42 protein-coding genes are annotated in these 24,459 nt (G+C 48.3%); 41 read left to right on the top strand and 1 reads right to left on the bottom strand.

Annotated features, from left to right (window positions below; all coding sequences use genetic code 11):
• The first annotated feature begins 19 nt into the window (after window positions 1-19).
• The 38 genes from tuf to rpsI all read left to right on the top strand — a co-directional run bounded on the left by tuf (window position 20) and on the right by rpsI (window position 20,502).
• The gene (gene tuf / locus H569_RS0112260) at window positions 20-1,222 is read left to right on the top strand and encodes an elongation factor Tu (protein WP_027365234.1); all 1,203 of its coding nucleotides are present in this window, start codon (window positions 20-22) and stop codon (window positions 1,220-1,222) included.
• A gap of 37 nt (window positions 1,223-1,259) precedes the next feature.
• A complete protein-coding gene (rpsJ, locus tag H569_RS0112255) occupies window positions 1,260-1,568 on the top strand; it encodes a 30S ribosomal protein S10 (protein WP_027365233.1) in 309 nt (102 codons plus the stop codon).
• A 122-nt stretch (window positions 1,569-1,690) separates the two neighbouring features.
• Window positions 1,691-2,320: a 50S ribosomal protein L3 gene (gene rplC, locus H569_RS0112250; RefSeq protein WP_027365232.1), complete on the top strand. Its 630-nt coding sequence runs from the start codon at window positions 1,691-1,693 to the stop codon at window positions 2,318-2,320.
• Window positions 2,321-2,350: 30 nt separating this feature from the next.
• Window positions 2,351-2,974, top strand: a complete 624-nt coding sequence (gene rplD, locus H569_RS0112245; RefSeq protein ID WP_027365231.1) for a 50S ribosomal protein L4 — start codon at window positions 2,351-2,353, stop codon at window positions 2,972-2,974.
• Entirely contained in the window at window positions 2,974-3,261 is a 288-nt protein-coding gene (gene rplW, locus H569_RS0112240; RefSeq protein WP_027365230.1) for a 50S ribosomal protein L23, read from the top strand. Before rplD ends, rplW begins: the two co-directional genes overlap by 1 nt.
• Before the next feature lie 56 nt (window positions 3,262-3,317).
• Window positions 3,318-4,145 carry a 50S ribosomal protein L2 gene (gene rplB, locus H569_RS0112235; protein ID WP_027365229.1) on the top strand — a complete coding sequence of 276 codons (828 nt, stop codon included), beginning with the start codon at window positions 3,318-3,320 and terminating at the stop codon, window positions 4,143-4,145.
• 35 nt (window positions 4,146-4,180) lie between these two features.
• On the top strand, window positions 4,181-4,465 hold the full coding sequence (rpsS, locus tag H569_RS0112230; protein WP_027365228.1) for a 30S ribosomal protein S19: 285 nt from the start codon (window positions 4,181-4,183) through the stop codon (window positions 4,463-4,465).
• 23 nt (window positions 4,466-4,488) lie between these two features.
• Entirely contained in the window at window positions 4,489-4,833 is a 345-nt protein-coding gene (gene rplV, locus H569_RS0112225) for a 50S ribosomal protein L22 (RefSeq protein WP_027365227.1), read from the top strand.
• 1 nt (window position 4,834) lies between these two features.
• On the top strand, window positions 4,835-5,500 hold the full coding sequence (gene rpsC / locus H569_RS0112220; RefSeq protein WP_027365226.1) for a 30S ribosomal protein S3: 666 nt from the start codon (window positions 4,835-4,837) through the stop codon (window positions 5,498-5,500).
• Window positions 5,501-5,505: 5 nt separating this feature from the next.
• On the top strand, window positions 5,506-5,940 hold the full coding sequence (gene rplP, locus H569_RS0112215) for a 50S ribosomal protein L16 (protein ID WP_027365225.1): 435 nt from the start codon (window positions 5,506-5,508) through the stop codon (window positions 5,938-5,940).
• On the top strand, window positions 5,930-6,133 hold the full coding sequence (gene rpmC / locus H569_RS0112210; RefSeq protein WP_027365224.1) for a 50S ribosomal protein L29: 204 nt from the start codon (window positions 5,930-5,932) through the stop codon (window positions 6,131-6,133). The genes rplP and rpmC overlap by 11 nt, the downstream gene beginning before the upstream one ends.
• Window positions 6,134-6,190: 57 nt before the next feature.
• On the top strand, window positions 6,191-6,457 hold the full coding sequence (gene rpsQ, locus H569_RS0112205; protein WP_027365223.1) for a 30S ribosomal protein S17: 267 nt from the start codon (window positions 6,191-6,193) through the stop codon (window positions 6,455-6,457).
• A 43-nt stretch (window positions 6,458-6,500) separates the two neighbouring features.
• Window positions 6,501-6,869, top strand: coding sequence for a 50S ribosomal protein L14 (gene rplN, locus H569_RS0112200; RefSeq protein WP_027365222.1), 369 nt, complete (start codon window positions 6,501-6,503; stop codon window positions 6,867-6,869).
• Window positions 6,870-6,898: 29 nt separating this feature from the next.
• A complete protein-coding gene (rplX, locus tag H569_RS0112195; protein ID WP_027365221.1) occupies window positions 6,899-7,225 on the top strand; it encodes a 50S ribosomal protein L24 in 327 nt (108 codons plus the stop codon).
• 23 nt (window positions 7,226-7,248) lie between these two features.
• Window positions 7,249-7,791, top strand: a complete 543-nt coding sequence (gene rplE, locus H569_RS0112190) for a 50S ribosomal protein L5 (RefSeq protein ID WP_027365220.1) — start codon at window positions 7,249-7,251, stop codon at window positions 7,789-7,791.
• Window positions 7,792-7,831: 40 nt separating this feature from the next.
• The gene (locus H569_RS0112185) at window positions 7,832-8,017 is read left to right on the top strand and encodes a type Z 30S ribosomal protein S14 (protein ID WP_027365219.1); all 186 of its coding nucleotides are present in this window, start codon (window positions 7,832-7,834) and stop codon (window positions 8,015-8,017) included.
• A gap of 21 nt (window positions 8,018-8,038) precedes the next feature.
• A complete protein-coding gene (gene rpsH / locus H569_RS0112180) occupies window positions 8,039-8,437 on the top strand; it encodes a 30S ribosomal protein S8 (protein WP_027365218.1) in 399 nt (132 codons plus the stop codon).
• 27 nt (window positions 8,438-8,464) lie between these two features.
• Entirely contained in the window at window positions 8,465-9,010 is a 546-nt protein-coding gene (rplF, locus tag H569_RS0112175; protein WP_027365217.1) for a 50S ribosomal protein L6, read from the top strand.
• A 24-nt stretch (window positions 9,011-9,034) separates the two neighbouring features.
• On the top strand, window positions 9,035-9,400 hold the full coding sequence (gene rplR / locus H569_RS0112170) for a 50S ribosomal protein L18 (protein WP_027365216.1): 366 nt from the start codon (window positions 9,035-9,037) through the stop codon (window positions 9,398-9,400).
• Between the two features lie 32 nt (window positions 9,401-9,432).
• Window positions 9,433-9,933 carry a 30S ribosomal protein S5 gene (gene rpsE, locus H569_RS0112165; protein ID WP_081411000.1) on the top strand — a complete coding sequence of 167 codons (501 nt, stop codon included), beginning with the start codon at window positions 9,433-9,435 and terminating at the stop codon, window positions 9,931-9,933.
• Window positions 9,934-9,944: 11 nt separating this feature from the next.
• On the top strand, window positions 9,945-10,124 hold the full coding sequence (gene rpmD, locus H569_RS0112160; RefSeq protein WP_027365214.1) for a 50S ribosomal protein L30: 180 nt from the start codon (window positions 9,945-9,947) through the stop codon (window positions 10,122-10,124).
• 11 nt (window positions 10,125-10,135) lie between these two features.
• On the top strand, window positions 10,136-10,579 hold the full coding sequence (gene rplO / locus H569_RS0112155; protein ID WP_027365213.1) for a 50S ribosomal protein L15: 444 nt from the start codon (window positions 10,136-10,138) through the stop codon (window positions 10,577-10,579).
• A gap of 9 nt (window positions 10,580-10,588) precedes the next feature.
• Window positions 10,589-11,854 (top strand): preprotein translocase subunit SecY, encoded by a 1,266-nt coding sequence (gene secY, locus H569_RS0112150; RefSeq protein ID WP_027365212.1) that lies wholly within the window; start codon window positions 10,589-10,591, stop codon window positions 11,852-11,854.
• Window positions 11,855-11,869: 15 nt separating this feature from the next.
• Window positions 11,870-12,616, top strand: coding sequence for a type I methionyl aminopeptidase (gene map, locus H569_RS0112145; protein WP_027365211.1), 747 nt, complete (start codon window positions 11,870-11,872; stop codon window positions 12,614-12,616).
• Window positions 12,617-12,720: 104 nt separating this feature from the next.
• Window positions 12,721-13,011, top strand: coding sequence for a KOW domain-containing RNA-binding protein (locus tag H569_RS0112140; protein ID WP_027365210.1), 291 nt, complete (start codon window positions 12,721-12,723; stop codon window positions 13,009-13,011).
• Window positions 13,012-13,032: 21 nt separating this feature from the next.
• Window positions 13,033-13,251 (top strand): translation initiation factor IF-1, encoded by a 219-nt coding sequence (infA, locus tag H569_RS0112135; protein ID WP_006522848.1) that lies wholly within the window; start codon window positions 13,033-13,035, stop codon window positions 13,249-13,251.
• 33 nt (window positions 13,252-13,284) lie between these two features.
• Window positions 13,285-13,398 carry a 50S ribosomal protein L36 gene (gene rpmJ / locus H569_RS0112130; protein ID WP_015617898.1) on the top strand — a complete coding sequence of 38 codons (114 nt, stop codon included), beginning with the start codon at window positions 13,285-13,287 and terminating at the stop codon, window positions 13,396-13,398.
• Between the two features lie 21 nt (window positions 13,399-13,419).
• Window positions 13,420-13,791, top strand: coding sequence for a 30S ribosomal protein S13 (rpsM, locus tag H569_RS0112125; protein ID WP_027365209.1), 372 nt, complete (start codon window positions 13,420-13,422; stop codon window positions 13,789-13,791).
• 16 nt (window positions 13,792-13,807) lie between these two features.
• Complete coding sequence (rpsK, locus tag H569_RS0112120; protein WP_027365208.1) at window positions 13,808-14,197, top strand: 30S ribosomal protein S11; 390 nt, start codon at window positions 13,808-13,810, stop codon at window positions 14,195-14,197.
• A gap of 20 nt (window positions 14,198-14,217) precedes the next feature.
• Window positions 14,218-14,844: a 30S ribosomal protein S4 gene (gene rpsD, locus H569_RS0112115; protein WP_027365207.1), complete on the top strand. Its 627-nt coding sequence runs from the start codon at window positions 14,218-14,220 to the stop codon at window positions 14,842-14,844.
• Window positions 14,845-14,899: 55 nt separating this feature from the next.
• Complete coding sequence (locus tag H569_RS0112110) at window positions 14,900-15,847, top strand: DNA-directed RNA polymerase subunit alpha (RefSeq protein ID WP_027365206.1); 948 nt, start codon at window positions 14,900-14,902, stop codon at window positions 15,845-15,847.
• 12 nt (window positions 15,848-15,859) lie between these two features.
• Window positions 15,860-16,198: a 50S ribosomal protein L17 gene (gene rplQ / locus H569_RS0112105; RefSeq protein ID WP_027365205.1), complete on the top strand. Its 339-nt coding sequence runs from the start codon at window positions 15,860-15,862 to the stop codon at window positions 16,196-16,198.
• Between the two features lie 78 nt (window positions 16,199-16,276).
• Entirely contained in the window at window positions 16,277-17,122 is an 846-nt protein-coding gene (locus H569_RS0112100) for an energy-coupling factor transporter ATPase (protein ID WP_027365204.1), read from the top strand.
• Complete coding sequence (locus H569_RS0112095) at window positions 17,095-17,961, top strand: energy-coupling factor transporter ATPase (protein WP_027365203.1); 867 nt, start codon at window positions 17,095-17,097, stop codon at window positions 17,959-17,961. Before H569_RS0112100 ends, H569_RS0112095 begins: the two co-directional genes overlap by 28 nt.
• Window positions 17,961-18,743 (top strand): energy-coupling factor transporter transmembrane component T family protein, encoded by a 783-nt coding sequence (locus H569_RS0112090; protein WP_027365202.1) that lies wholly within the window; start codon window positions 17,961-17,963, stop codon window positions 18,741-18,743. The genes H569_RS0112095 and H569_RS0112090 overlap by 1 nt, the downstream gene beginning before the upstream one ends.
• A gap of 8 nt (window positions 18,744-18,751) precedes the next feature.
• A complete protein-coding gene (truA, locus tag H569_RS0112085) occupies window positions 18,752-19,495 on the top strand; it encodes a tRNA pseudouridine(38-40) synthase TruA (RefSeq protein ID WP_027365201.1) in 744 nt (247 codons plus the stop codon).
• 161 nt (window positions 19,496-19,656) lie between these two features.
• Window positions 19,657-20,088: a 50S ribosomal protein L13 gene (rplM, locus tag H569_RS0112080; protein WP_027365200.1), complete on the top strand. Its 432-nt coding sequence runs from the start codon at window positions 19,657-19,659 to the stop codon at window positions 20,086-20,088.
• Window positions 20,089-20,109: 21 nt separating this feature from the next.
• Window positions 20,110-20,502, top strand: coding sequence for a 30S ribosomal protein S9 (gene rpsI, locus H569_RS0112075; RefSeq protein ID WP_027365199.1), 393 nt, complete (start codon window positions 20,110-20,112; stop codon window positions 20,500-20,502).
• Window positions 20,503-20,638: 136 nt separating this feature from the next.
• Here rpsI and H569_RS0112070 read toward each other — a convergent pair whose 3' ends face one another.
• A complete protein-coding gene (locus tag H569_RS0112070; protein ID WP_027365198.1) occupies window positions 20,639-21,136 on the bottom strand; it encodes a YhcN/YlaJ family sporulation lipoprotein in 498 nt (165 codons plus the stop codon).
• Window positions 21,137-21,356: 220 nt separating this feature from the next.
• Here H569_RS0112070 and cwlD point away from each other — a divergent pair, with 220 nt between their 5' ends.
• The 3 genes from cwlD (at window position 21,357) to bioD (ending at window position 24,382) form a co-directional block, all read left to right on the top strand.
• Window positions 21,357-22,163 (top strand): N-acetylmuramoyl-L-alanine amidase CwlD, encoded by an 807-nt coding sequence (cwlD, locus tag H569_RS0112065; RefSeq protein ID WP_027365197.1) that lies wholly within the window; start codon window positions 21,357-21,359, stop codon window positions 22,161-22,163.
• 312 nt (window positions 22,164-22,475) lie between these two features.
• Entirely contained in the window at window positions 22,476-23,645 is a 1,170-nt protein-coding gene (gene bioF / locus H569_RS0112060) for an 8-amino-7-oxononanoate synthase (RefSeq protein WP_027365196.1), read from the top strand.
• Window positions 23,646-23,662: 17 nt separating this feature from the next.
• Entirely contained in the window at window positions 23,663-24,382 is a 720-nt protein-coding gene (gene bioD / locus H569_RS0112055) for a dethiobiotin synthase (protein WP_027365195.1), read from the top strand.
• Window positions 24,383-24,459 lie beyond the last annotated feature (77 nt).

Genomic DNA, 24,459 nt, shown 5'->3' with positions numbered 1-24,459 from the left:
AAGGAGGAATCCAAAAAACATGGCAAAAGCTAAATTTGAGCGGACCAAACCGCACGTAAACATTGGGACCATCGGTCACGTTGACCACGGCAAAACAACCCTGACCGCCGCCATCACCACCGTATTAGCGACAGTGGGCCAGGCCGCAGTTAAGAAGTACGACGAAATCGACAACGCTCCGGAAGAAAGAGAGCGCGGGATCACGATCAACACCGCTCACGTAGAATACGAGACAGCCAAACGCCACTACGCCCACGTGGACTGCCCGGGTCACGCCGACTACGTCAAGAACATGATCACCGGCGCCGCCCAGATGGACGGATCCATATTGGTCGTATCCGCGGCGGACGGTCCGATGCCCCAGACCCGTGAGCACATCCTGCTCTCCCGTCAGGTCGGCGTGCCCTACATCGTAGTCTACCTGAACAAAGCCGACATGGTCGACGACCCCGAACTGCTCGAGCTGGTGGACATGGAAGTGCGGGAACTGCTCTCCCAATACGAATTTCCCGGCGACGACGTACCCGTCATCACCGGCTCAGCCCTAAAAGCACTGGAATGCGGCTGCGGCAAACGCGAATGCGAATGGTGCAAGAGCATCTGGGAACTGATGGACGCCGTAGACGAATACATTCCCACCCCCGAGCGTGACATCGACAAACCGTTCCTGATGCCCGTAGAAGACGTATTCACCATCACCGGGCGCGGCACCGTGGCCACCGGTCGTATTGAGCGCGGCTCGATCAAAGTTGGCGAAGAAGTAGAAATCGTAGGCTTAAATGAAAAACCGCGCAAGACCGTCGTAACCGGCGTAGAGATGTTCCGTAAGATTCTGGAGCGAGGCGAAGCCGGCGACAACGTAGGCTGCCTGCTGCGCGGCGTAGACCGTAAAGAAATCGAGCGCGGCCAGGTGCTGGCAAAACCGGGCAGCATCAAGCCCCACACCAAATTCAACGCTGAAGTATACGTACTGACCAAAGAAGAGGGTGGCCGCCATACCCCGTTCTTCAACGGCTACCGTCCACAGTTCTACTTCAGGACCACCGACGTAACCGGAGTGGCCATACTGCCCGAGGGCGTTGAAATGGTAATGCCCGGCGACAACATTAAAATGGACATCGAACTAATTACACCGATCGCCATAGAAGAAGGTCTGCGTTTCGCCATCCGTGAAGGCGGCCGCACCGTTGGCGCCGGCGTTGTCACCGGCATCAACGAGTAACCAGTAACCTCTTCTTTGAGCGAAAGGAGGTCAGTGCATGAAGAGTCAAAAGATTCGCATCCGGCTAAAGGCGTACGATCACAACATGTTGGATCAATCGGCCCAGAAAATTGTCGATACCGCGCGCCGTACCGGTGCGAACGTGGCAGGTCCTGTGCCTTTGCCCACGGAAAAAAATATATACACCATCCTGCGTTCCCCACATGTCAACAAAGACTCCAGGGAACAGTTTGAGATGAGAACCCATAAGCGGTTGATTGACATTATTGAACCCACACCCAAAACGGTAGATGCGCTAATGCGCCTTGACCTGCCCGCAGGGGTGGATATTGAAATTAAACTTTAACAAGGAATCGTCTCGAAGGCTAAGTTCACTAAAGCAGGGTGATAAACCGCTGCAGTGAACCTCTGGCGGCATCTGAAAGCCTTGAAGCAACAGACTTCGAGAGGGCCAGGGAGGTGCAAACAATGAATAAAGCCATACTTGGCACTAAAGTTGGCATGACCCAGGTTTTTACCGAGGCCGGGGTAGCCGTGCCCGTAACCGTGATTGAAGCCGGGCCATGTGTTGTGGTGCAAAAGAAAACTATTGAGAATGACGGCTATAACGCCATTCAAGTAGGTTTCGGTGAGAAACGGGAAAACCTGTTTAACAAGCCATTAAAAGGCCACTTTGAGAAGGCCGGGGTAAAACCCAAACGTTACCTCAGGGAGTTTCGCCTTGACGATGTTGCCACCTACGAGGTAGGGCAGGAAATCAAGGCCGATATATTTGCTACCGGTGAAAAGGTTGACGTGGTCGGAACTACCAAAGGACGCGGCTTTTCAGGCGGCATCAAACGTCACGGGTTTCACCGCGGGCCCATGGCGCACGGCTCCAAATACCACCGCAGACCCGGTTCACTGGCGGCCAAAGGCCCGGCCAGGGTATTCAAGGGAAGAAAGTTACCGGGGCATTACGGTGTGGAACGGGTAACCATTCAGAACCTGGAAGTGGTTCGGGTGGATGCCGAGCGGAACGTGCTGGCCATCAAGGGAGCGGTTCCGGGACCGCGGGGCGGCCTGGTAATAATCAAGGAATCGGTTAAAACCAGGTAGCGGCGGTGCAGCGAAAGGAGGAATTCATTCATGCCCAAAGTTGCCATATATAACATAAACGGTGACCAGGTCGGGGAAATGGACTTAAAAGATGAAGTCTTTGGCATGCCGGTGCACCAGCAGGCTTTGCACGATGCCGTGACCATGCAGCTGGCCGGCAGGAGACGGGGCACTCACGATACCAAAACCAGGGCCGAGGTCAGCGGTGGCGGTCGCAAGCCGTGGCGTCAAAAGGGGACCGGCCGCGCGAGGCACGGGTCCATCCGCTCGCCCATTTGGCGTGGCGGCGGTATTGTCTTCGGACCTCATCCCAGGGACTACAGCTTTAGGATCCCCAGAAAAGTTCGCCGTTTGGCTATGAAATCGGCACTTTCATCCAAGGTGAGTAATGGCAACATTATCGTTTTGGATGAGTTAACAATTAATGCTCCTAAAACCAAGGAAATGGTCAAAATACTGCAAAATTTAAAGGTTGACAAAAAAGCCCTCGTGGTAACCGCCGAACAGGCGGAAGCTGTTTTTAAATCGGCACGCAATATACCAGGCGTTAAGCCATTAAGTGTTCTTGGTCTGAATGTATATGATTTACTGGCACATAACACGCTGGTTATTACCAAAGATGCAGTAACCAAGGTCGAGGAGGTGTTCGCATAATGAAAAATCCTCGGGACATATTGCTCAAGCCGGTGGTTACTGAAAAAAGCATGTCTTTGCTGCAAGAGAACAAATACACCTTTATAGTCGACCTGAAGGCTAACAAAATAGAAATTCGTCAAGCCGTGGAAGAACTGTTTAATGTCAAGGTGGATAAGGTGCGAACAATGCGGGTAAAGGGCAAGTTTAAGAGAGTTCGCAATCGCCCGGGCAAGACGCCCGATAGGAAAAAGGCGATTGTCACCTTGAAACCAGGCAATAAAATTCAACTATTTGAAGGCGTATAGTAGCTAAAAGGCCTGCCTGACTTGTTTAGGCGGGTGCAATAAGGAGGGAAGTCCAGGTGGGGATTAAGAAATTTAAGCCGACATCTCCGGGCCGGAGGTTCGTAACTGTATCAACGTTTGAAGAAATTACTTCTACCGTGCCGGAAAAGTCCCTGCTGGAACCGCTTAAGAGAAAAGGCGGCAGAAACGCCGGCGGCAGGATAACTGTCAGACACCAGGGTGGCGGTCACAAGCGTAAGTATCGTATTATTGATTTTAAGAGAGATAAAGACGGTATCCCGGCTAAAGTGGCCACTATAGAATATGACCCCAACCGCTCGGCCAGGATTGCGCTGCTTAATTATGCTGATGGTGAAAAACGATACATTTTGGCTCCGGTTGGTCTTAAAGTCGGTCAGCAGGTAGTGTCGGGTCCTGAGGCAGATATTAAAGTTGGCAACTCGTTAGCACTGCGCAATATTCCCGTGGGTACGATGATTCACAATATTGAGCTTCATCCACGGGGTGGTGCCCAGCTGGTGCGTTCAGCCGGTGCGGCAGCGCAGCTTATGGCAAAGGAAGGCAAATATGCGCACGTAAGGATGCCTTCCGGAGAAATGCGCTTAATCTTACAGGATTGCAGGGCCACCATAGGCCAGGTGGGCAATGTAGACCATGAAAACATAACCATCGGCAAGGCGGGCCGGTCACGCTGGCTGGGTAAACGCCCGACTGTGCGCGGCGTTGTAATGAACCCGGTTGACCACCCCCACGGCGGTGGTGAAGGACGATCACCTGTTGGCAGGAACCCCGTTACTCCCTGGGGAAAACCTGCGCTTGGTGCCCGCACCAGGAAAAATAAGCCCAGCGATCGCTTAATTGTTAAGCGTCGCGATAAAAAATAATTAACGCTTGAAGGATGCAGAAAGGAGGCCAGTCGATGGGTCGTTCCCTCAAAAAAGGCCCGTATTGTGACGAGAAGCTCCTTAATAAAATAAAGGAAATGAACGAAAAGGGCGACAAGAGGGTCATTAAGACCTGGTCACGCCGTTCCACCATTTTCCCGGAAATGATTGGGCATACCTTGGCAGTTCACGACGGGAGAAAACATGTTCCGGTATACATTACCGAGGATATGGTGGGTCACAAATTAGGCGAATTCGCCCCAACCAGACTTTTCAGGGGGCACGGAGCGCACACTGAAAGGTCAACGTCATTGAAGTAACCTGAAGAAAAGGGGATGGAATCATGCCAGAAGCAAAAGCGGTTGCAAGATTTATCCGTATCTCCCCGCGCAAGGTGCGTCTAGTAGTGGATCTCATCAGGGGTAAGGATGTTAAAGAAGCACTGGCTATATTGAAATATTCGCCCCAGCGGGCATCGGTACCTGTGGCTAAGGTGGTAAAGTCCGCTGTTGCCAATGCAGAGCACAATTATGACATGGATAGTGACAACCTGGTTGTAGCCGCCTGCTACGTGGACCAGGGGCCAACTATTAAAAGGTGGCAACCCCGTGCGATGGGGCGGGCCGATGTGTTGCGTCACCGCACCAGTCATATCACTGTTATAGTAAAAGAAAAGAAGGAGGGCTAGCGTGGGCCAGAAGGTAAACCCCAAAGGGTTGCGCATAGGCATCATCAGGGATTGGGATGCCAAGTGGTTTGCCGATAAAAAGAGTTTTGCCGGTCTTTTGCTTGAAGATCAAAAGGTCCGGAAGTTTATCAAGCAAAAGCTTTACGCTGCCGGCATTTCACGCATCCAAATAGAGAGGGCGGCAAACAAGGTCAAAATATCCATTTATACAGCCAAGCCCGGGATAGTAATTGGGCGAGGCGGCGCGGAAGTGGAAAACTTGCGCCAGCAGTTGGAAAAAATGACTGGCAAGCAGGTAAATATAAATATTGTTGAAATTAAAGTTCCAGAAATTGACGCCCAGTTGATGGCTGAAAACGTGGCCTCGCAGTTGGAGAAAAGGATAGCTTTCCGCAGGGCCATGAAACAAAGTGTAGGCCGCGCCATGAAAATGGGCGCCAAGGGGATCAAAATTGCATGCAGCGGCAGGTTGGCCGGTGCGGAAATTGCCCGTACCGAATGGTATAGCGAGGGTAAAGTACCCCTGCATACATTACGGGCTGACATTGACTATGGTTTTGCTGAAGCTAACACAACCTATGGTAAAATTGGCATAAAAGTATGGATTTATAAAGGAGAAGTATTGCCGGAAGTCAAGAAGACCGCTGCCGGTAAAGGAGGCGAATAGGCTCTATGCTCATTCCGAAAAGGGTAAAATACCGCAAGCAGCGTCGCGGAGGAATTCCCAAAGGCAAATCCAAGGGCGGCAACGATGTTCATTTCGGTGATTATGGCTTGCAGGCTTTGGAGGCCGGTTGGATTACCAACCGCCAAATTGAAGCAGCGCGTATTGCCATGACTCGTTACATCAAGCGTGGCGGTAAAGTTTGGATTAAAATATTTCCTGATAAGCCCGTAACCAAGAAGCCCGCTGAAACCCGGATGGGTAGCGGCAAAGGCGCGCCCGAATGGTGGGTTGCAGTGGTTAAACCCGGGCGGATATTGTTTGAATTGGCCGGTGTTACTGAAGAAGTAGCCAGGGAAGCGATGCGACTGGCTTCGCATAAACTGCCCATCAAAACCAAATTTGTCAGACGTGGGGAAGTAGGTGAGGCAAGTGAAGGCTAACGAGTTGCGTGACATGACTGATCAGGAATTGGTGAAAAAACTTAACGATGCAAAAGACGAATTGTTTCGTTTGCGTTTTCAGCTGGCTACCGGCCAACTGGATAACCCAATGAGAATAAAGGAAGTGCGCCGGAGCATTGCCCGCGTCAAGACCGTGATTAGAGAGAGGGAAATCGGGCTAAACAGGGCCTAGCACGATATCCCGGCATTAAAAAAATATTCAACCCGCTAACGGAAGGGGGTAGCTATGTTGTCTGAGCGCAAAATGCGCAAAACCCGTACGGGTACTGTGGTGAGCAATAAGATGGATAAAACAGTGGTGGTTGCTGTGGAAACAATGGTTAGCCATAAATTGTATGGACGGATCATCCGGCAAACCAAAAAGTATAAGGCGCATGACGAGGAAAATTCATGCAACGTCGGCGACAGGGTAAAAATTATGGAAACCAGGCCCCTGTCCAAGGATAAGCGGTGGCGCGTGGTTGAAATTGTGCGCAAGAATGAGCAGATTCTTTAGCCGCCGGCAAACCGCAGTCTGTCACTGAAAGGGAGGATGTCTGGTGATTCAAGTGCAAACGATGCTCAGGGCGGCAGACAACACCGGAGCCCGTAAACTGATGTGCATTAAGGTCATGGGCGGGGCGTTGCGCCGGTATGCCAGCCTTGGCGATATAATTATAGCTTCGGTTAAAGAAGCTACACCAGGCGGCGTTGTTAAGAAAGGTGACGTAGTCAAGGCCGTAGTGGTTCGCACTAAAAAAGAGGTGCGGCGCCCGGACGGTTCATATATAAAATTTGATGAAAATGCCGCCGTTATTATTAAAGACGATGGTACTCCCAGGGGTACCAGGATATTCGGGCCCGTTGCCAGGGAACTGCGTGATCATGATTACATGAAAATCGTCTCTCTGGCTCCGGAAGTCTTGTAATGACTGCCGCTACAGGAGGTGTAACGGATATGACCAAGCCCAAAGTACATGTAAAAAAAGGTGATACCGTACTTGTCATTCGCGGCAAAAGCGCCGGTAAAAAGGGCAAAGTGCTGGAAGTAGATCCTGCCAAAAGCCGCGTGGTGGTTGAAGGCGTAAACAAAATCAAACGCCATACAAAACCAACCAGAAGTGCGCCCCAGGGCGGGATTATGGAGAGAGAAGCGCCATTGCACAGCTCAAATGTGATGCTTTTCTGCACCAAGTGTAACAATCCTACCCGGATTAGTAAAAAAATACTGGAAGACGGCAAAAAGGTCCGTCAGTGTAAAAAATGCGGGGAAGTGCTGAGCTGACCCGGCGGAAGGAGGGAAGCGATGTGCCTAGGCTGAAGGAAAAGCACAATAACGAAATTGTCAAGGCTATGATGGATAAATTCGGTTACAAAAACGTTATGCAAGTTCCCAGGCTGGAGAAGGTCGTCATTAATATGGGTGTGGGTGAAGCCATTCAGAACAGTAAGGCCGTTGATGCGGCGGTAAATGATTTGATGATCATAACCGGCCAGCGCCCGGTTGTCACCAAGGCCAAAAAATCTATCGCGGCCTTCAAACTGCGCCAGGGAATGACTATTGGTTGCAAGGTAACCTTACGCGGCGACCGGATGTATGAATTTGTGGATAGGCTGGTCAACATTGCCCTGCCGCGGGTGCGCGACTTCCGCGGGGTATCGCCCAAGTCATTTGACGGGCGCGGCAATTACAGTCTGGGGATCAGGGAACAGCTTATTTTCCCTGAAATTGATTATGATAAAATCGACAAAGTCAGGGGAATGGATATTATTTTTGTGACAACTGCCAGAACCGACGAAGAAGCAAGGGAATTGCTCCGTCTCATGGGTATGCCATTTAGGGCGGCATAGTCGCAAGTGTCCACCCCGCCCCGGCAAAGGAGGGAATTAAGTGGCCAAAAAGGCAATGATCAATAAAACTCAGCGCCCCCAAAAATACCAGGTAAGGGCTTATAACAGATGTAATATTTGCGGCCGTCCTCGCGCCTACATGCGTAAATTTGGAATCTGCCGGATATGCTTCCGGGAATTGGCGTATAAGGGTGAAATACCCGGGCTGAGGAAGGCCAGTTGGTAAAAGGAAGGAGGTATGAACGGGATGGTCATGACTGATCCTGTTGCCGATTTTTTAACCCGTATCCGTAATGCCAATATGGTTTATCATGATAAAGTTGAGGCTCCCGCTTCCAAAATGAAACGGGCCATAGCCGAGATACTGAAGGAAGAGGGCTTTATCAGAGATTACGAATATATTGAAGATGGTAAGCAAGGTATTTTGCGGGTCTACATGAAGTATGGTTCGGGTAAAGAACGCGTAATTACCGGACTTAAACGAATCTCGAAACCCGGGCTCAGGGTATATACACGCAAGGATTCCATACCCAAAGTGCTGGGTGGTCTTGGAATAGCGATTATATCCACATCCAAAGGTATAATGACTGACAAAAAAGCCCGTCAGCAAAACCTTGGTGGAGAAGTTGTTTGCTACGTATGGTAGTGCAAGGGGCACAGGAGGTGTAAAAGCATGAGCAGAATAGGTAAAAAACCCGTCCTGCTTCCCGACAACGTAAAAGCTGTAGTGGAGGGTAACACCGTCCGGGTCGAAGGCCCCAAGGGGAAGCTGGAAAAAACGTTTCACCGGGACATGATCATAGAGCAAGTGGATGACCGTACTATTTTGGTTAAAAGACCTACTGACAATAAACTGCACAGATCCTTGCATGGCTTAACCCGTACACTTTTGAACAACATGGTTCAAGGTGTGTCAGCTGGATTTCAAAAGAACCTGGAACTGGTAGGCGTCGGCTACCGCGCAGCAATGCAGGGCTCAAAACTGGTATTGACAGTCGGTTACTCTCACCCGGTAGAGATAGTTCCCCCGGAAGGGATTACCATTGAAGTACCCGCCGCCACAAAAATATCGGTTAAGGGAATTGACAAGGAAACAGTGGGCGCTATCGCTGCCAATATTCGTGCAGTTCGCGAACCTGAGCCTTATAAAGGTAAAGGGATCAAGTACGAGGGCGAAAATATCCGCCGTAAGGTTGGTAAGGCCGGCGCCAAACGTTAAACCAGGGGGAAGGAGTGAAGTGGCATGATTACAAAGCCAGACCGCAATAAGCTGCGTAAAAAAAGACATTTGCGCGTGCGCAACAAGGTTAATGGCAATGCCGAGCGTCCAAGGTTGAACATTTACCGCAGCATCAACAATATTTATGCCCAGATCATTAATGATGATCTTGGCCAAACCCTCGCGGCCGCGTCATCCCTTTCGCCCGAAATCAAGGGAGAAATTAAGGGTGGTAATAAGGATGCGGCTGCAGCTGTAGGTAAATTGATAGCCGCTAAGGCGTTGGAAAAGGGAATAACCAAGGTCGTGTTCGACCGGGCCGGGTACCTTTATCACGGACGGGTAAAGGCTCTGGCTGATGCAGCCAGGGAGGCGGGACTTGAATTTTAAAAAACGAACCGGTTGTAAAAGGAGGGAAAATGGTGTCAAAGTTTGAACCGGTTAAATCCGAGTTTTCAGAAAAAGTAGTTTTTATTAACCGCGTGGCCAAAGTTGTTAAAGGCGGAAGACGGTTTAGTTTTTCGGCTTTAGTGGTTGTCGGCGACGGCAAAGGCCGGGTAGGGGCCGGAATGGGCAAGGCCGGCGAGGTGCCCGAAGCAATTCGCAAGGGTGTTGAAGACGCTAAGAAAAACCTGATTAACGTGCCTCTAGCCAAAACTACGGTACCACATGAGGTAACCGGCATATTCGGTGCCGGCAAGGTACTGTTAAAACCGGCTGCACCCGGTACCGGTGTTATTGCTGGCGGTCCTGTGAGGGCCATCATGGAATTGGCGGGCGTCAAGGACATCCTTACCAAGTCGCTGGGCTCAAATAATGCCAATAACGTTGTGCGGGCTACACTTGAGGCCATTAAAAACCTGAAAACGCCGGAGCAGGTCGCCAGGTTACGTGACAAAAAAGTGGAAGAACTGCTGGGTTAGGGGGTATTATTATGGCCAAGCTAAAAATTACCCTGGTCAGAAGTCTGATCGGCCGGCCGGAAGCGCAAAGGAAAACGGCCCGTGCCATGGGCTTGACTAAACTTAATCATTTTGTGATCCGTGAGGATTCACCCCAGGTCAGGGGAGTAATTAATAAAATTCCGCACTTGCTAAAGGTGGAGGAAGTATAAGGAGGTGCAATATGAACCTGCATGAGTTAAAACCTACACCCGGTTCAAGACATAAGGCCAAACGCAAGGGTCAGGGCGTCGGATCAGGATGGGGTAAGACCGCCGGCCGCGGGCACAAAGGTCAAAACGCGCGTAGCGGCGGGGGGGTCAGGCCCGGCTTTGAAGGCGGCCAAATGCCTTTGCAGCGCCGCATGCCCAAGCGGGGATTCACCAATGCACCTTTTAGAAAGGAAATAATTGCGGTAAACCTGGAAAAATTAAATCGCTTTGAAAACGGTGTTGAGGTAACTCCCGAAACTTTATTAGAAGCAAAAGTAATAAGTAAAATTGGTGACGGGGTTAAGATTCTTGGTAAAGGGAACCTGGAGAAGTCGCTAACTATTAAAGCCCATGCCTTCAGTAAAAGCGCGGTGGATAAAATACAATCTGCCGGCGGTAAGGCCGAGGTGATATAATTGGCCCAGATACTGGATGGACTAAGGGGCGCCTTTAAGGTCAGCGAGTTGCGCAACAAGATTTTTTTTACGCTGGCCATGATCTTTATTTTCAGGCTGGGCACCCATGTTCCGGTGCCCGGGGTTGATGTCGCCAAGTTTAAAGAATTAATTGGTTCAGGAATGCTCTTTGGATTCTTTGACGTGATTTCAGGCGGCGCATTCAAAAGCTTTTCAGTGTTTGCTATGAGTATAGTGCCGTACATCAACGCATCTATCATCATGCAGCTGCTTACGGTTGTGATACCTCACCTGGAGAAACTAGCCAAAGAGGGCGAAGAAGGCCGTAAAAAGATTAGCCAGTATACCCGTTACTTCACAGTGGTTTTGGCTTTTTTGCAAGCTGTTGGGATGAGCGCGGTGATGGGACGTTCGGGAACCCTGCATAATCCCGGTTTTGCCAGTTACGCTGTTATAATTATTACCCTTACAGCCGGCACTGCTCTGTTAATGTGGATTGGTGAACAGATAACCGAGCATGGCATTGGCAATGGTATTTCACTGTTAATATTTGCGGGTATCGTCAGCAGGCTGCCGGCCGGAACCAACAACCTGTTTATGCAACTGCAGGCCGGTACAATTAATGTACTTAGCATATTAATTCTGATCGTGATCGGCGCGCTGGTAATTGCCGGAGTGGTTGCAGTTCAGGAAGGGCAAAGGCGAATCCCGGTGCAATACGCCAAAAGGGTTGTAGGCAGAAGGGTGTATGGCGGGCAAACTACCCACCTGCCGTTAAAAGTAAACCAGGCCGGTGTTATTCCCGTAATTTTTGCATCTTCGCTGCTAATGTTTCCGGCCCAGATTGCTCAGTGGTTTCAGGGTTCTGCTGTAGCTGATTTCTTCACCAGGTATTTTGGCTGGGGCACAGCGGCGCACACAATTGCATATGCTCTGCTGATTATAGGTTTTACTTACTTCTATACGGCTGTAATCATGAACCCGGTTGATGTTGCTGAAAACATTAAAAAATACGGTGGTTTCATTCCGGGTATCAGGCCTGGCAGGCCAACTGCCGAGTACATTGCCCGGGTGATGAACAGGATTACCCTGGCAGGTGCGGTATTTTTGGCTCTTATTGCAATATTGCCCAACTTCGTATTACTGGCCACACGAATTCCCAACATTTATTTTGGTGGGACGGCTTTACTTATTGTAGTTGGTGTGGCTTTGGACACCATGAAGCAAATTGAGTCACATTTGCTGATGCGGAGCTACCAGGGCTTTATTAAGTAGCCGAGGTGTTGCCGTATGATTATATGTAAGTCTGAGCGGGAACTTGGATACATGCGCGAAGCCGGCCGGGTGGTGGCGGGTGCGCTGGCCGAGGTGGCGAAAATGATCAGGCCGGGCGTGACCACAGCTGAAATTAACCGGGTGGCCGAAGAATATATTTTATCCAAGGGTGCAAAGCCTGCTTTTAAAGGTCTCTATGGCTTTCCTGCTGCTGTTTGCGCTTCGGTCAACGAGCAGGTGGTGCATGGTATCCCTGGTTTAAAAAAATTGGAAAATGGAGATATTATCAGTATAGATGTTGGAGCGGAAATAAATGGGTTTTTCGGGGATGCCGCCCAGACATTTCCCGTTGGTGAAATTACGCCGGAATTGCAAAAATTAATTGATGTCACCAAAGAAGCTCTGGACAGGGGCATTAAAATGGCCAGAAACGGCAACAGGTTATCGGATATTTCTCATGCTGTACAGAGCTTTGTGGAACAAAACGGTTATTCCGTTGTCAGAGATTATGTTGGGCACGGTATCGGCAGCAAAATGCACGAGGAACCTCAGGTACCCAACTTCGGCCGGCCTGGTCGCGGGCCGCGACTGAAGAAGGGAATGACATTAGCAATTGAACCAATGGTGAACATGGGCACTTACGAAGTGCTCACTCTTCCGGATAACTGGACGGTGGTTACCCGGGACGGCAAGCCTTCCGTGCATTTCGAACACACTATAGCAATAACCGACGGCGATCCTATCATTTTAACCATGCTTTAACAGGTTGCCGGCAGTTGGTCGTTCATGGTTCGTTAAGAGTTATGTGTATCGGGACACGCGATCGAACAAGATATTGCTACACCCTTACGGGGAGGGTGAAGGAAATGGAGGTTAAGGCGGTTCCGGGTCAGTTGGTGGAATCCAGGTCCGGGCGGGACAGCGGCAGAAAGTATCTGGTAATGGCAACAGCAGGCGGTAATTATGTTTATGTTGCAGATGGCATATTCAGGCGGGTGGAAAACCCCAAGAAGAAAAATATAAAGCACCTGATCCTTCATTCCCGGATAGCCATTCAAGTTGCTGAAAAAATAAAGGCCGGCCAGCGTTTTACCAATCAGGAAATACGCCGGGCCATACAGGACCTGTTGGAACAGCCGGAAGAGCAGCCATTTTAAAGGAGGTTGGTTTGATATCTAATGTCAGGTAAGGATGTAATTGAAGTAGAAGGGACCGTAATAGAACCGCTACCGAACGCTATGTTTCGTGTAGAGTTAAAAAACGGTCATAAAGTTCTTGCTCACGTAAGCGGGAAAATAAGGATGAATTTTATAAGAATTTTAGCCGGTGACAGGGTAATGGTTGAGTTGTCTCCCTACGATTTAACTCGGGGCAGAATTGTCTACCGGTATAAATAAGCCAGGCCCGACGGGGGCCGGGGAGGTTGAATTATGAAAGTCAGGCCTTCTGTTAAACCGATCTGCGAAAAATGTAAGATCATTAGACGCAAAGGCAAAATTATGGTTATTTGTGAAAACCCCAAGCATAAGCAGCGCCAGGGGTAGAATTGGAGGTGTTTTTCAGGAATGGCACGTATCGCGGGTGTTGATTTACCGCGGGATAAAAGGGTAGAAATCGGCCTTACCTATATTTACGGCATCGGCAGACCCACCTCGCAAAAGATTTTGAATCAGTCGGGAGTTAATCCCGATACCCGAATCAGGGATCTGACAGAAGAAGAGGTTAACAAGTTAAGGGACATAATTGAAAAGAATTACCGGGTTGAGGGCGACCTGCGCCGTGAAATCGCTCTTAATATCAAGCGTTTAATGGAAATAGGCAGTTACAGGGGGCTACGCCACCGTCGCGGCCTTCCGGTGCGAGGGCAGAATACCAAAAACAACGCCAGAACCCGCAAAGGACCAAAACGCACTGTCGGCGTTCGCAGGAAGAAGTAATAAGGGGGGGCTTTAGTTGGCTCGAAGAGTTGCCAGAACCAGAAGGCGGGAACGTAAAAATATCGAGCAAGGGGTGGCACATATTAAATCCACCTTTAATAATACCATCATTACCATTTCCGATACTAAAGGTAATGCCATATCATGGGCCAGTGCCGGCGGAGTCGGGTTTAAAGGCTCCAGGAAAAGCACTCCTTTCGCCGCCCAAATGGCTGCGGAGAAGGCAGCCCGTGAAGCTATGGAACACGGAATGAAAGAAGTCGAAGTTACGGTTAAGGGCCCCGGAGCGGGCAGGGAAGCGGCTATACGGTCCCTGCAGGCAGCTGGCTTAGAAGTAAATATGATTAAAGATGTTACTCCAATTCCACATAATGGCTGCCGGCCGCCAAAACGCCGGAGAGTATAAGGAGGTGTTTTTAGCAACTTATGGCAAGATATACTGGTGCGCAGTGCAAGTTATGCCGTCGTGAAGGTCAAAAGCTTTACCTGAAAGGGGACCGCTGTTACACCGGGAAATGCGGTATTGACCGGCGTAGCTATGCTCCCGGCCAGCACGGGCAGAGCCGGAAGAAGGTTTCCGAATACGGTTTGCAGTTAAGAGAGAAACAAAAAGCGCGTCGTTTTTACGGCGTATTGGAAAAACAGTTTAGAAATTATTATGATAAAGCCTCAAGGCAACCGGGTGTTACCGGGGAAAACTTGCTGAGGTTGCTTGAGCGTCGTCTTGATAATGTGGTTTATCGTCTTGGTTTGGCGGCCTCTCGCAGTGAAGCCCGCCAGCTGGTACGCCACGGGCATTTTAGAGTTAACGGGCGCAAAACTAATATTCCCTCATTCCTGGTTAGGGTAGGCGATGAAATTACTGTTAGGGAAAGAAGTCTTGAGTCGCCACGGATCAAAGAGTTACTGGAACGCGCTGCAGACAACACAGCACCGGCATGGTTGGAATACGATGCCAACCAGATTAAAGGCCGGGTGGTAGATCTTCCCTCCCGGGATCAAATAGACGCCCCCGTTCAGGAAACACTCATCGTGGAGTTGTACTCCAAATAACCCGCGGGAGCAGTATCAATCCCATTCCGTCCCAAGGAGGGGGTATGTTCGAGTTATGTTGGAAATAGAAAAGCCGAGAATAGAGTGTATTGAAACTGACAAAGATCAGAATTACGGTAAATTCGTAGTTGAACCGCTGGAAAGAGGGTACGGTATTACTCTGGGCAATTCGCTCAGGCGGGTTCTACTCTCCTCATTGCCGGGCGGCGCCGTCACGACGGTTAAAATTGATGGCGTTTTACACGAATTTGCCACAATTCCCGGTGTTAAGGAAGATGTTACCGAAATAATACTTAACCTCAAAGAGCTGTGTCTTAAAATGTACACGGATGAAGAGCGTACTCTTAGAATAGAGGCTCAGGGAGAGGGAGAAGTAAAAGCTGCTGACATTACTTCCGATGCTGACGTGGAAATTTTAAACCCGGATTTGCATATTGCGACCCTGGCTGAAGGAGCCAGGTTGTATATGGAAATGACTGTATCCAGGGGACGGGGTTACGTTTCGGCCGAGCGCAACAAGCAAGGAGATCATGTGATTGGTATTATTCCGGTTGATTCAATTTTTACTCCCGTCAGAAAAGTTAATTATAATGTTGAAAACACCAGGGTAGGGCAGCGCACGGATTATGACAAACTTACTTTGGAGGTATGGACTGACGGCAGCATTCAACCTGATGAGGCGATTAGCTTAAGCGCTAAAATATTAAGCGAACATCTTCGACTTTTTATTAAGCTCACCGAATCCACAGACGATGTTGAGATTATGGTTGAAAAAGAAGAAGAACAAAAGGATAGAATTTTGGAAATGCCAATTGAAGAGTTGGATTTGAGTGTGCGCTCTTATAATTGTTTGAAGCGTGCCGGAATCAATACTGTAGAAGAATTGATTCAGCGCAACGAAGAGGACATGATGAAGGTGCGCAATCTTGGCAAAAAATCCCTGGAAGAGGTTATGAACAAGCTGGCTGAATTAAATTTAGGTTTGCGCAAGGACGATGAGTAAGGAGGGATGACGGTGGCGTACGCAAAATTGGGTCGTAATACAGGTCATAGAAAGGCCATGTTACGCAACCTGGTGACTTCTTTATTACGCGATGAACGTATTACCACCACCGAAAGCCGGGCCAAAGAAGTCAAGAGAATAGCCGAAAAAATGATTACCCTGGCCAAGCAGGGGGACCTTAATGCGAGGCGGCAGGCACTGGAGTATATTTATGAAGAAAAAGTGGTGCGCAAGCTTTTCGATAACTATGGTCCTAAATATGCCGATCGCCAGGGTGGATATACGCGAATAATAAAAATAGGTTACAGGCGTGGCGACGCCGCGCAGTTGGTTCTGCTTGAACTTGTTTAGCCAATAATTGCTGGCCGGGAAATCGCCCTTGCGGTTTCCTCTTGGCATTTTGGGGACAGAGATGAATGAGGGGTTTGGGTGGTTAACGATTCCACTATTGCATTGAGAAACCTGGTCTTTAATTACCCGGGGAGTGAACGTCCCGTTTTGGACGGCATTAATGCCGTAATTAAAAACGGTGAATTTTTGGCCGTAGTCGGCCCTAACGGTAGCGGCAAGTCTACACTGGCGCGTTTAATTTGTGGACTTCTTCGCCCGAGTCAGGGGCAGGTGCTTGTGGAAGGGTTATGTACCGTTGACCCCCGAAATCGAATTGAAATTAGAAAGCGGGTTGGGCTGGTACTACAAAACCCGGACAACCAAATTGTAGCTGTCCGAGTAGAGGAAGATGCTGCCTTTGGACCGGAAAATTTAAACTTGCCATCCAAAGAAATTCATTACCGGGTTAATCATGCCCTGGAACAGGTGGGTTTGATTCATTTAAAGGACCGGCCGCCCCAGCTTCTTTCAGGCGGAGAAAAGCAACGGCTGGCCATAGCCGGGCTACTGGCTTTGCGGCCGTCTTTTCTTGTTTTGGATGAACCGACTTCAATGCTGGATCCATTAGGCAGGCGCGGGGTGCTGGATGTATTGCGCGGCCTGTCCGGTGAAGGCATGTCTGTTGTGTTAATAACCCATAATATGGATGAGGCGACCGCGGCCGACCGGGTTTGGGTGCTCCGTGACGGAAAACTGGCGGCTGATGGTACTCCCGGCAGCATTTTTAGTGACCCGGTTATGATTAGAAACTTAGAGCTTGATTTACCGTGGGTTACGCGCCTGGCCAATGCGCTGGCGGGCTACGGGTTGAATGTTCCTGCTGGAATTGTTAATACGGATGACATGGTGTGTTTTGTATGCCGTTTGTTCAAACAACCAAGCTGACCCATATATATTTTAAGGGCACGCCTCTGGAAACGGTGGCTCTGAAGGATATAGATCTTGAGATACCTGAGGGTGAATTTTTTGCCCTGGTTGGAGCTTCCGGCAGCGGGAAATCCACTTTAGTTCAGCATTTCAACGGATTGCTGCAGCCGACATCAGGACGGGTATCCGTATTCGGTGACGACATATCAACGCGCATCAACCGAAACAGTCTCTGGAGCAAAGTAGGACTGGTTTTTCAATTTCCGGAGCGGCAAATTTTCAGTTCCAGTGTGTATGAGGACATTGCTTTTGGCCCACGCAACCTGGGGCTTGACGAAAATGAGGTCAAGCACAGGGTTGAAACGGCCCTGAAGGACGTAGGCTTGCCGGCGGGTATTTTGCAAATTGATCCTGCGACACTCAGCGGAGGAATTAGCCGGAGGGTGGCCATAGCAGGGATACTGGCGATGCAAACACCGGCATTGGTTCTTGACGAGCCGGGAGCAGGTCTGGACCCGCAGGCCAAAAAACAAATTTTGCTTGCGCTCAAGCGTCTTCAATTAGAAAAAGGAACTACCATTGTTTTAATAACACATTTCCTTGAAGATGTAGTTGATTTTGCGGGACTGGTGGCAGTTTTAAAAAAAGGCGAGCTGATAGCGTCCGGTCGCCCGAAGCAGGTTCTGGCCCAGCCTGAATTATTGCTTGGCGCAGGTCTTGAACCGCCTTTTCCGGTGGCGTTTACTCGGAAACTAAGCAGCAAGGGTGTCCGGTTAAATAGTTCACCGGTCACGATTGACGATCTTGCCCGGGCGATTCAGCGGACATACCAAAATACTGGGCCGGGAGACAGGTAATGTTAAATTCGGTTACCATGGGACAATACCTTCCGGTAAACTCCCCGGTGCATAAAATGGATCCAAGGGCCAAGCTTATGGTTACAGTGTTAACAGCTGTCACGGTGCTGGTTGCCACAAACTGGATGGGTATTTTAACGGTCTCGCTGTGGATAGGATTAGTGCTCGCTGCCACACGGATTAGGTTAGTCCTCTACTGGCAAATATACAAGCCCCTGTGGCTGCTTTTAATTACAAGTTTTGTTTTTCAAGTTGTTTTCACTCCGGGTGAACCATTACTGTTATTAGGGCTTCTGTCTTTATCAAAAACAGGATTGGTTGCCGGTGGGCGCATGTTATGGCAAATGATCTGCTTGCTGCTTGTAGCTGCGGTACTGACGTTCAGCACTACCCCAATACAATTGTCCACCGCCCTGGAACGCTTGCTGCTGCCGCTGGGAAAATTGAAAATTCCGGTTAGGGAATTTGCCATGGCTATAAATTTAGCGCTTCGGTTTGTGCCCACTCTTTTTGATGAATCGAGGTTTTTAATTGCGGCGCAGCGCTCCAGGGGAGCTGACTTTACGCGGGGCGGCGTAAGGCAAAGGGCCAAGGGACTGATACCGTTTTTAATTCCGCTTTTAACTAATATATTTCGCCGGGCCGATGAACTGGCTGTGGCCATGGAAATAAGATGTTATCGCGCCGGGGCGGAAAGATCAACCATTAATGAATTAAAATTTAAACTGCCCGACTATCTGGCGGTTCTTGCAAATTTAATTATATTAATAATTGCGCTCTAGGTGGTAAGTTGCGAAATATCAAACTTACAATAGCATACGATGGTACCAATTACCACGGCTTTCAGGAGCAAAGGGGTACAGGCCTGCGTACGATACAAGAAACCCTGGAAGACTGCCTTACCCGCCTGGCCGGGGAAAGGATCCAGGTGGTAGGGGCCGGACGCACCGATGCAGGTGTTCATGCCCGCGGCCAGGTGGTGAATTTTCGCAATTCAAAATGGCCGATACCAATTGAACGAATACCCCTGGCTTTAAATGGTATTCTACCTGGCGACATTGTGGTGCTGTCCGCTCAGGATGTGCCGGAAGAATTTCATTCCAGGTTCTCGTCCAAATCCAAAACGTACAGCTATTGTATTTGGAACGATAGAATTCCGTCGCCTTTTTATCGTTTATACAGTTATTTCATGCCTGTTCCGCTGGATATTAAAGCCATGGAGAAGGCTGCCCGATATCTGTTGGGATGTCACGATTTTAAGTGTTTTCAGGCTTCGGGGTCTACGGTTAATAACACGGTGCGAACACTATACCAGGCCGATATAATCAAGGACGGACCGCTGGTAAAGCTTGTTTTTACCGGTGACGGGTTTCTCTATAATATGGTTAGAATAATGGTTGGGACGCTTGCACAAGTAGGCACAGGTAAAATCGAACCCGGACAGGTTTTAGAAATTTTGCAAGCCTGCAACAGGGTTAAGGCAGGGCCAACGTTTCCACCACAAGGACTTTGCATGGAAAGGGTAGTGTATTAGGTTTTATTTTGTTGCGTTATTATGGTATAATCGGCAGCAGTAAGGGTTAAAGCCTTGACATTGACAATCCTATGTAATAAAATAATGCATGTGTGACCTGATGGCAACCGATGAGCCCCCGGTTTGCCAAGGTTTCCTTTCTGTCACGGGAGGTATATTTCATGAGAACAACATTTATGGCTAAGCCGAACGAGCTTCAGCGCAAATGGTACATTATTGACGGTGAAGGCAAGGTGCTGGGACGCTTGGCGGCTGAAGCCGCCAGGATATTAAGGGGGAAACATAAGCCCGATTATACTCCTCATATAAACACTGGCGACCATGTCATAATTATTAATGCCGATAAGGTAATATTAACAGGAAAAAAATTACAACAAAAAATGTATTATCGCCATTCCGGATATCCAGGCGGTTTAAAACAGACCAGGTATGACAAACTTATGCAAACCAAACCTGAACTTGCTGTTTACAAAGCGGTTACCGGTATGCTACCTCATAATACCTTGGGTAGAGACATGGCGACTAAGTTACGTATTTATCGCGGCAGCGACCATCCCCATCAGGCCCAGCAGCCTGAAGTTTGGGAAATGTAGCAGCGGAAGGAGGGTCATCGAGTGGCTCAGGTCCAATTTTACGGTACAGGACGGAGAAAAAATTCTGTTGCAAGAGTTTTCTTGCGTCCCGGTGAAGGCAAATTTCTGGTCAACGATAAAAATATTGATGATTATTTTGGCAGAAAAACTCTGGAAATTATAGCACGTCAACCGCTGGAGCTTACTAACACAGGCAGCCGTTTTGACGTAATTGCTAAAGTGTTGGGTGGCGGAATCAGCGGGCAGGCTGGAGCTATTAAAATGGGTATCGCCAGAGCGTTGATTGTTGCTGACCCCAACATGCGTCCAGTGTTAAAAAAAGCGGGATTTCTTACCCGTGACCCAAGGATGAAAGAAAGACGCAAGTACGGTCTGAAAAAAGCCCGCCGGGCACCTCAATACTCAAAACGTTAATCGAAACTTTACAAATACTTTAATAAAAACAGGCACCGCTGCTTGGCTGGTACCTGTTTTTTTAGTTCCTATGATCATAAAATACATAAACAAGAGCCGTGTGGGTTGACACACGGCTTTAACAATTATGTAGATATTACTTGGTTCTGGGCGTTAATCTTCTGCCAATTTCACTTAGTTCCCTGGCAAAGCTGGTAACCGGCTTTCCTTTAGATATTCCCTGGGCTACTTTTTTGATTCTTGTGACTGTATCCACGTCTGCAGTAACATAAACGGTATTAATAGTAGGCTCAGTATTTTTAACTCTTTTAATCACCGCGTCCTCTACGGCTTTGGTCTTATTTTTTTCTATGTTGGCCTTAATGTCAATTCCCACATAAGCTTTGTTTCCCGCCACCACCGCAGTTGCCTTTTTAACGCCATTCACCTTGTCTGCCTCACTGGCTATCCGCTTTGCCTTTAAAGTATCAGCATTGTTACTGGTCATCTTTTTGCTGGGAGCAGTCTGGTTGGGGGTTGTAGTGTTGGGCGGCGGTGCTGGTTTTCTGGCGGCAGTGGAGCAACCGCTAAAAACCAGTATAGCTGTCAAAATCAGAAAGGCAACTAATAAGGTAAACAGATTTCTTTTCTTCATATTTCACCAACCCTTTCAAAATATTTATTTATGAATTTAAAGTTCCCGGCAAATAAGTTGATTATTCCAAATTCCAGTCACAGTTTAAAAAATTTTTTTATTTTAGATATACGCTACTACAAAAACTAAATAAACAAGCCTTTTCTCATATTAACAAGCTGGCCGGCATATTTTTTTACAAGGTGTGTATTGCCACCGCAATATGCCGGGAGGGGTTAAAATGATTAAAGTTTTTAGATTAAAAATACGCTATATTATACTGGCAGCTATTTTTTTATTTGCCTTAACAAGCGCTTTTAATAAGGTAATGAACTTGCTTGAAAACCGGAAGGTAGCAGTGCTATCATGGACGGTGGCCAATAAAGTAATTGTTATTGATCCCGGGCATGGAGGCATAGACCCTGGTTCCAAAGGAGCAAACGGCGCCATTGAAAAAGAAATCACCCTGGACATGTCAAAAAAACTGGCTGCTGTATTAAGTCAGGCCGGGGCTATAGTAATTATGACCCGTGAAAGTGATACAGATTTAAGTGATCCCGGGGGCGGGCCCTTAATTACACGTAAAAGGCAAGATCTGTCCAGAAGGGTCGGCATGGCCAATGACCGGGGCGCAGATGCTTTCATCAGTATTCACGTTAATAGTTTTAAGTCCGGAATCAGGGAGCACGGCGCACAGACGTTTTACCAGCCCAACTCCATGGAAGGAGCCAAACTGGCAAAATGCATCCAGGGGGAACTGGTCAGGTTAATGAAAAATACCAACCGCCAGGCTAAGGCTGTGGATTACTATACCACCCGTAATGCTAAAATGCCTTCGGCAATTGTTGAAATAGGATTTATCAGCAACCCCAAAGAAGAAGAATTAATGTGCGAGCAGGGTTACCAGGGCAAACTCGCCTATGCGATTTATTCCGGCATAGTCAAATATTTTGCTGAACTTGCAACTCCGACAGATGGCAATATAGACAAGGACAAAGCTATTCAGACCTTTATGATTAATAAGGGAGAGGTATGTGATGCGCCTTAAAGAAAGTCTCACTAAAACGGGTGTTTTTGCGGCGTTCAATAATTTATAAAGCACCTTTTTTCAAAGGAGTGCTGTTTTTATAACACTAAACATATTGTTAACCATTATCATATTTTGGGTTTACAATACTCTTATGCTTTGGTAATATTTAAAAAAGTATTTATCAAGAAGTTGTTAACCACACTTTGCGAAATGGTTTACAATTTACAAAAAACATATTTAGTAGCATAAATAATCAATAAAGCTTGGTCCAGTCCATCGGAGATAATTTAGATAGAAGCAATCGCGTATTTTAAAAGGAGCATAGCGGAGATGGAATTTTTAAAAAAAGAATTATCCAATCTTATACAGCATAACCTTTATCGCCGCATGAACACAATGAATGATTCTCAGACCTCCCGCACAATAGTTAACGGCAAAAAGTGTATTTTATTATCGTCCAATAACTATCTTGGGCTTACCGGACATCCGGAATTGATATCGGCAGCCAAGGACGCTATAAGTCTTTGGGGCACCGGTGCGGGTGGGTCACGTTTAACCACGGGTAATTTCAGGCTCCACGAAGAATTGGAAGAAGCCATCGCTCATTTTAAAAATACAGAATCAGCCGTTGTGTTTAATACCGGCTACATGGCTAATATTGGAACGATAACCGCTCTGACCGGAAAAGAGGATATCATATTCAGTGATGAGCTTAATCATGCCAGTATTATTGACGGGTGCCGGCTCAGCCGGGCAAAAACCGTAATTTATCCCCATAAAAAGATTGGCGCTCTTGAAAAATTATTACAACAAGCTTCAGGTTACCGCCGTATTCTTATCGTTACAGACGGGGTTTTCAGTATGGACGGCGACTTGGCCCCATTACCCCGTTTGGTTGAGTTGTCAGAAAAATACAATGCTCTGTTAATGGTGGACGATGCCCACGCCACAGGAGTATTAGGTGATCGTGGTGCCGGTTCGGTCAATCATTTCGGCCTGGAAGGCAAAATTTCAATCCAAATGGGCACCCTGAGCAAGGCAATAGGTAGTGCAGGAGGCTATGTTGCCGGTTCCCGTGATTTAATTGATTACCTGAGAAACAAAGCGCGCAGCTTTATTTTTTCCACATCTCTCCCCCCTTCTGTAATCGCCGCTGCTCTGGCGGCGCTTAGGGTTATGCAAAAAAATCCTCAGCTTCGCGAAAAGCTTCATCTTAACGCCCAATATCTCAGGTCCGGGCTGAAGCAAATGGGCTTTACCATCTTGGCTGAAGAATCACCTGTAATACCTGTGTTAATAGGTGATGCAGACAAGACCGTACAAATGGCCCAACATCTGTTTGACCTGGGCGTATTTGCTCCGGGAATCAGGCCGCCTACAGTACCGCAGGGAACGAGCAGAGTGAGAGTTACGGTGATGGCTACACACACCCGGGATGATTTGGATCAGGCCCTGGCTGCTTTTGAGCAGGCCGGCCAAATGCTGGGAATTATCCAATAAATAGGGAGGAAATGATAATGAACGGTTTTTTTATTACCGGCACCGACACCGGCGTCGGTAAAACCGTCGTTACCGCCGGTCTGGCGGCAAATCTTAAACAAAAGGGATTTAACGTGGGTGTTATGAAGCCCTTGCAGACAGGAAGCGAAAAAACCGGACGAGGTCTGGTTTCCATTGACGCCTTATATGCCATGCAAGTTGCGGAAATTAATGATCCTATGGAAATAGTCAGCCCGTATCGATTGGAACCACCTCTGGCTCCGCGTATTGCTTCCGAAATTACGGGTGTTACCATTGAAGTGGATAAAATTAGCCGGGCTTATCAGAAATTGTGTGAACGACACGATTTTATGCTGGTGGAGGGGGCCGGCGGCATCATGGTACCTATAAAAGGGAAGTTTTTAATGGCCGACTTGGCTTTATTACTTGATCTACCGGTTTTGATCGTGGCAAGGCCCGGCCTGGGAACGGTAAATCATACATTATTGACTGTCGAGTACGCCAAGTCAAGGGGTATCCAAATAGCCGGAATTATTATCAATGATTTCGACCAAAGTGAGGCCGGTCCGGCAGAAAAGACAAACCCGGGGCTGATTGAAGAGTTATCCGGAGTCCCCGTGGTTGGAATAATACCCCATGACGATGATTTGGATGTAGATACATACAGCCCGGGTCAGATCACCAAGCTGGTCGGGGAAGGAGTTAATTGGAAGAAAGTTTTACCACCAGCCAGCTGATTAAAAATCTACGTATAAAATTAGGAAAGGGGACACACCTCTTCGAGGAATGTCCCCAATTAAAAAAGGAGGATCAT

The organism is Desulfotruncus alcoholivorax DSM 16058 (genome assembly GCF_000430885.1).
In the GTDB taxonomy this organism is placed as follows: domain Bacteria; phylum Bacillota; class Desulfotomaculia; order Desulfotomaculales; family Desulfallaceae; genus Desulfotruncus; species Desulfotruncus alcoholivorax.
This window is presented reverse-complemented; position numbering and strand designations above follow the sequence as displayed.

Excerpts from the sequence above, each read along its gene's own strand:
- rplX (WP_027365221.1), top strand. The coding sequence starts at position 6,899 with ATGACCAAGCCCAAAGTACATGTAAAAAAAGGTGATACCGTACTTGTC.
- rplM (WP_027365200.1), top strand. The coding sequence starts at position 19,657 with ATGAGAACAACATTTATGGCTAAGCCGAACGAGCTTCAGCGCAAATGG.
- cwlD (WP_027365197.1), top strand. The coding sequence starts at position 21,357 with ATGATTAAAGTTTTTAGATTAAAAATACGCTATATTATACTGGCAGCT.
- rplD (WP_027365231.1), top strand. The coding sequence starts at position 2,351 with ATGCCCAAAGTTGCCATATATAACATAAACGGTGACCAGGTCGGGGAA.
- rpsH (WP_027365218.1), top strand. The coding sequence starts at position 8,039 with ATGGTCATGACTGATCCTGTTGCCGATTTTTTAACCCGTATCCGTAAT.
- rplV (WP_027365227.1), top strand. The coding sequence starts at position 4,489 with ATGCCAGAAGCAAAAGCGGTTGCAAGATTTATCCGTATCTCCCCGCGC.
- rplF (WP_027365217.1), top strand. The coding sequence starts at position 8,465 with ATGAGCAGAATAGGTAAAAAACCCGTCCTGCTTCCCGACAACGTAAAA.
- map (WP_027365211.1), top strand. The coding sequence starts at position 11,870 with ATGATTATATGTAAGTCTGAGCGGGAACTTGGATACATGCGCGAAGCC.
- infA (WP_006522848.1), top strand. The coding sequence starts at position 13,033 with ATGTCAGGTAAGGATGTAATTGAAGTAGAAGGGACCGTAATAGAACCG.
- rpsJ (WP_027365233.1), top strand. The coding sequence starts at position 1,260 with ATGAAGAGTCAAAAGATTCGCATCCGGCTAAAGGCGTACGATCACAAC.
- H569_RS0112140 (WP_027365210.1), top strand. The coding sequence starts at position 12,721 with ATGGAGGTTAAGGCGGTTCCGGGTCAGTTGGTGGAATCCAGGTCCGGG.
- H569_RS0112110 (WP_027365206.1), top strand. The coding sequence starts at position 14,900 with ATGTTGGAAATAGAAAAGCCGAGAATAGAGTGTATTGAAACTGACAAA.
- tuf (WP_027365234.1), top strand. The coding sequence starts at position 20 with ATGGCAAAAGCTAAATTTGAGCGGACCAAACCGCACGTAAACATTGGG.
- bioF (WP_027365196.1), top strand. The coding sequence starts at position 22,476 with ATGGAATTTTTAAAAAAAGAATTATCCAATCTTATACAGCATAACCTT.
- bioD (WP_027365195.1), top strand. The coding sequence starts at position 23,663 with ATGAACGGTTTTTTTATTACCGGCACCGACACCGGCGTCGGTAAAACC.
- H569_RS0112090 (WP_027365202.1), top strand. The coding sequence starts at position 17,961 with ATGTTAAATTCGGTTACCATGGGACAATACCTTCCGGTAAACTCCCCG.
- rpsS (WP_027365228.1), top strand. The coding sequence starts at position 4,181 with ATGGGTCGTTCCCTCAAAAAAGGCCCGTATTGTGACGAGAAGCTCCTT.
- rplP (WP_027365225.1), top strand. The coding sequence starts at position 5,506 with ATGCTCATTCCGAAAAGGGTAAAATACCGCAAGCAGCGTCGCGGAGGA.
- rplC (WP_027365232.1), top strand. The coding sequence starts at position 1,691 with ATGAATAAAGCCATACTTGGCACTAAAGTTGGCATGACCCAGGTTTTT.
- rplR (WP_027365216.1), top strand. The coding sequence starts at position 9,035 with ATGATTACAAAGCCAGACCGCAATAAGCTGCGTAAAAAAAGACATTTG.
- rpmD (WP_027365214.1), top strand. The coding sequence starts at position 9,945 with ATGGCCAAGCTAAAAATTACCCTGGTCAGAAGTCTGATCGGCCGGCCG.
- rplO (WP_027365213.1), top strand. The coding sequence starts at position 10,136 with ATGAACCTGCATGAGTTAAAACCTACACCCGGTTCAAGACATAAGGCC.
- rpsM (WP_027365209.1), top strand. The coding sequence starts at position 13,420 with ATGGCACGTATCGCGGGTGTTGATTTACCGCGGGATAAAAGGGTAGAA.
- rpmJ (WP_015617898.1), top strand. The coding sequence starts at position 13,285 with ATGAAAGTCAGGCCTTCTGTTAAACCGATCTGCGAAAAATGTAAGATC.
- H569_RS0112095 (WP_027365203.1), top strand. The coding sequence starts at position 17,095 with ATGCCGTTTGTTCAAACAACCAAGCTGACCCATATATATTTTAAGGGC.
- rplW (WP_027365230.1), top strand. The coding sequence starts at position 2,974 with ATGAAAAATCCTCGGGACATATTGCTCAAGCCGGTGGTTACTGAAAAA.
- rpsD (WP_027365207.1), top strand. The coding sequence starts at position 14,218 with ATGGCAAGATATACTGGTGCGCAGTGCAAGTTATGCCGTCGTGAAGGT.
- H569_RS0112070 (WP_027365198.1), bottom strand. The coding sequence starts at position 21,136 with ATGAAGAAAAGAAATCTGTTTACCTTATTAGTTGCCTTTCTGATTTTG.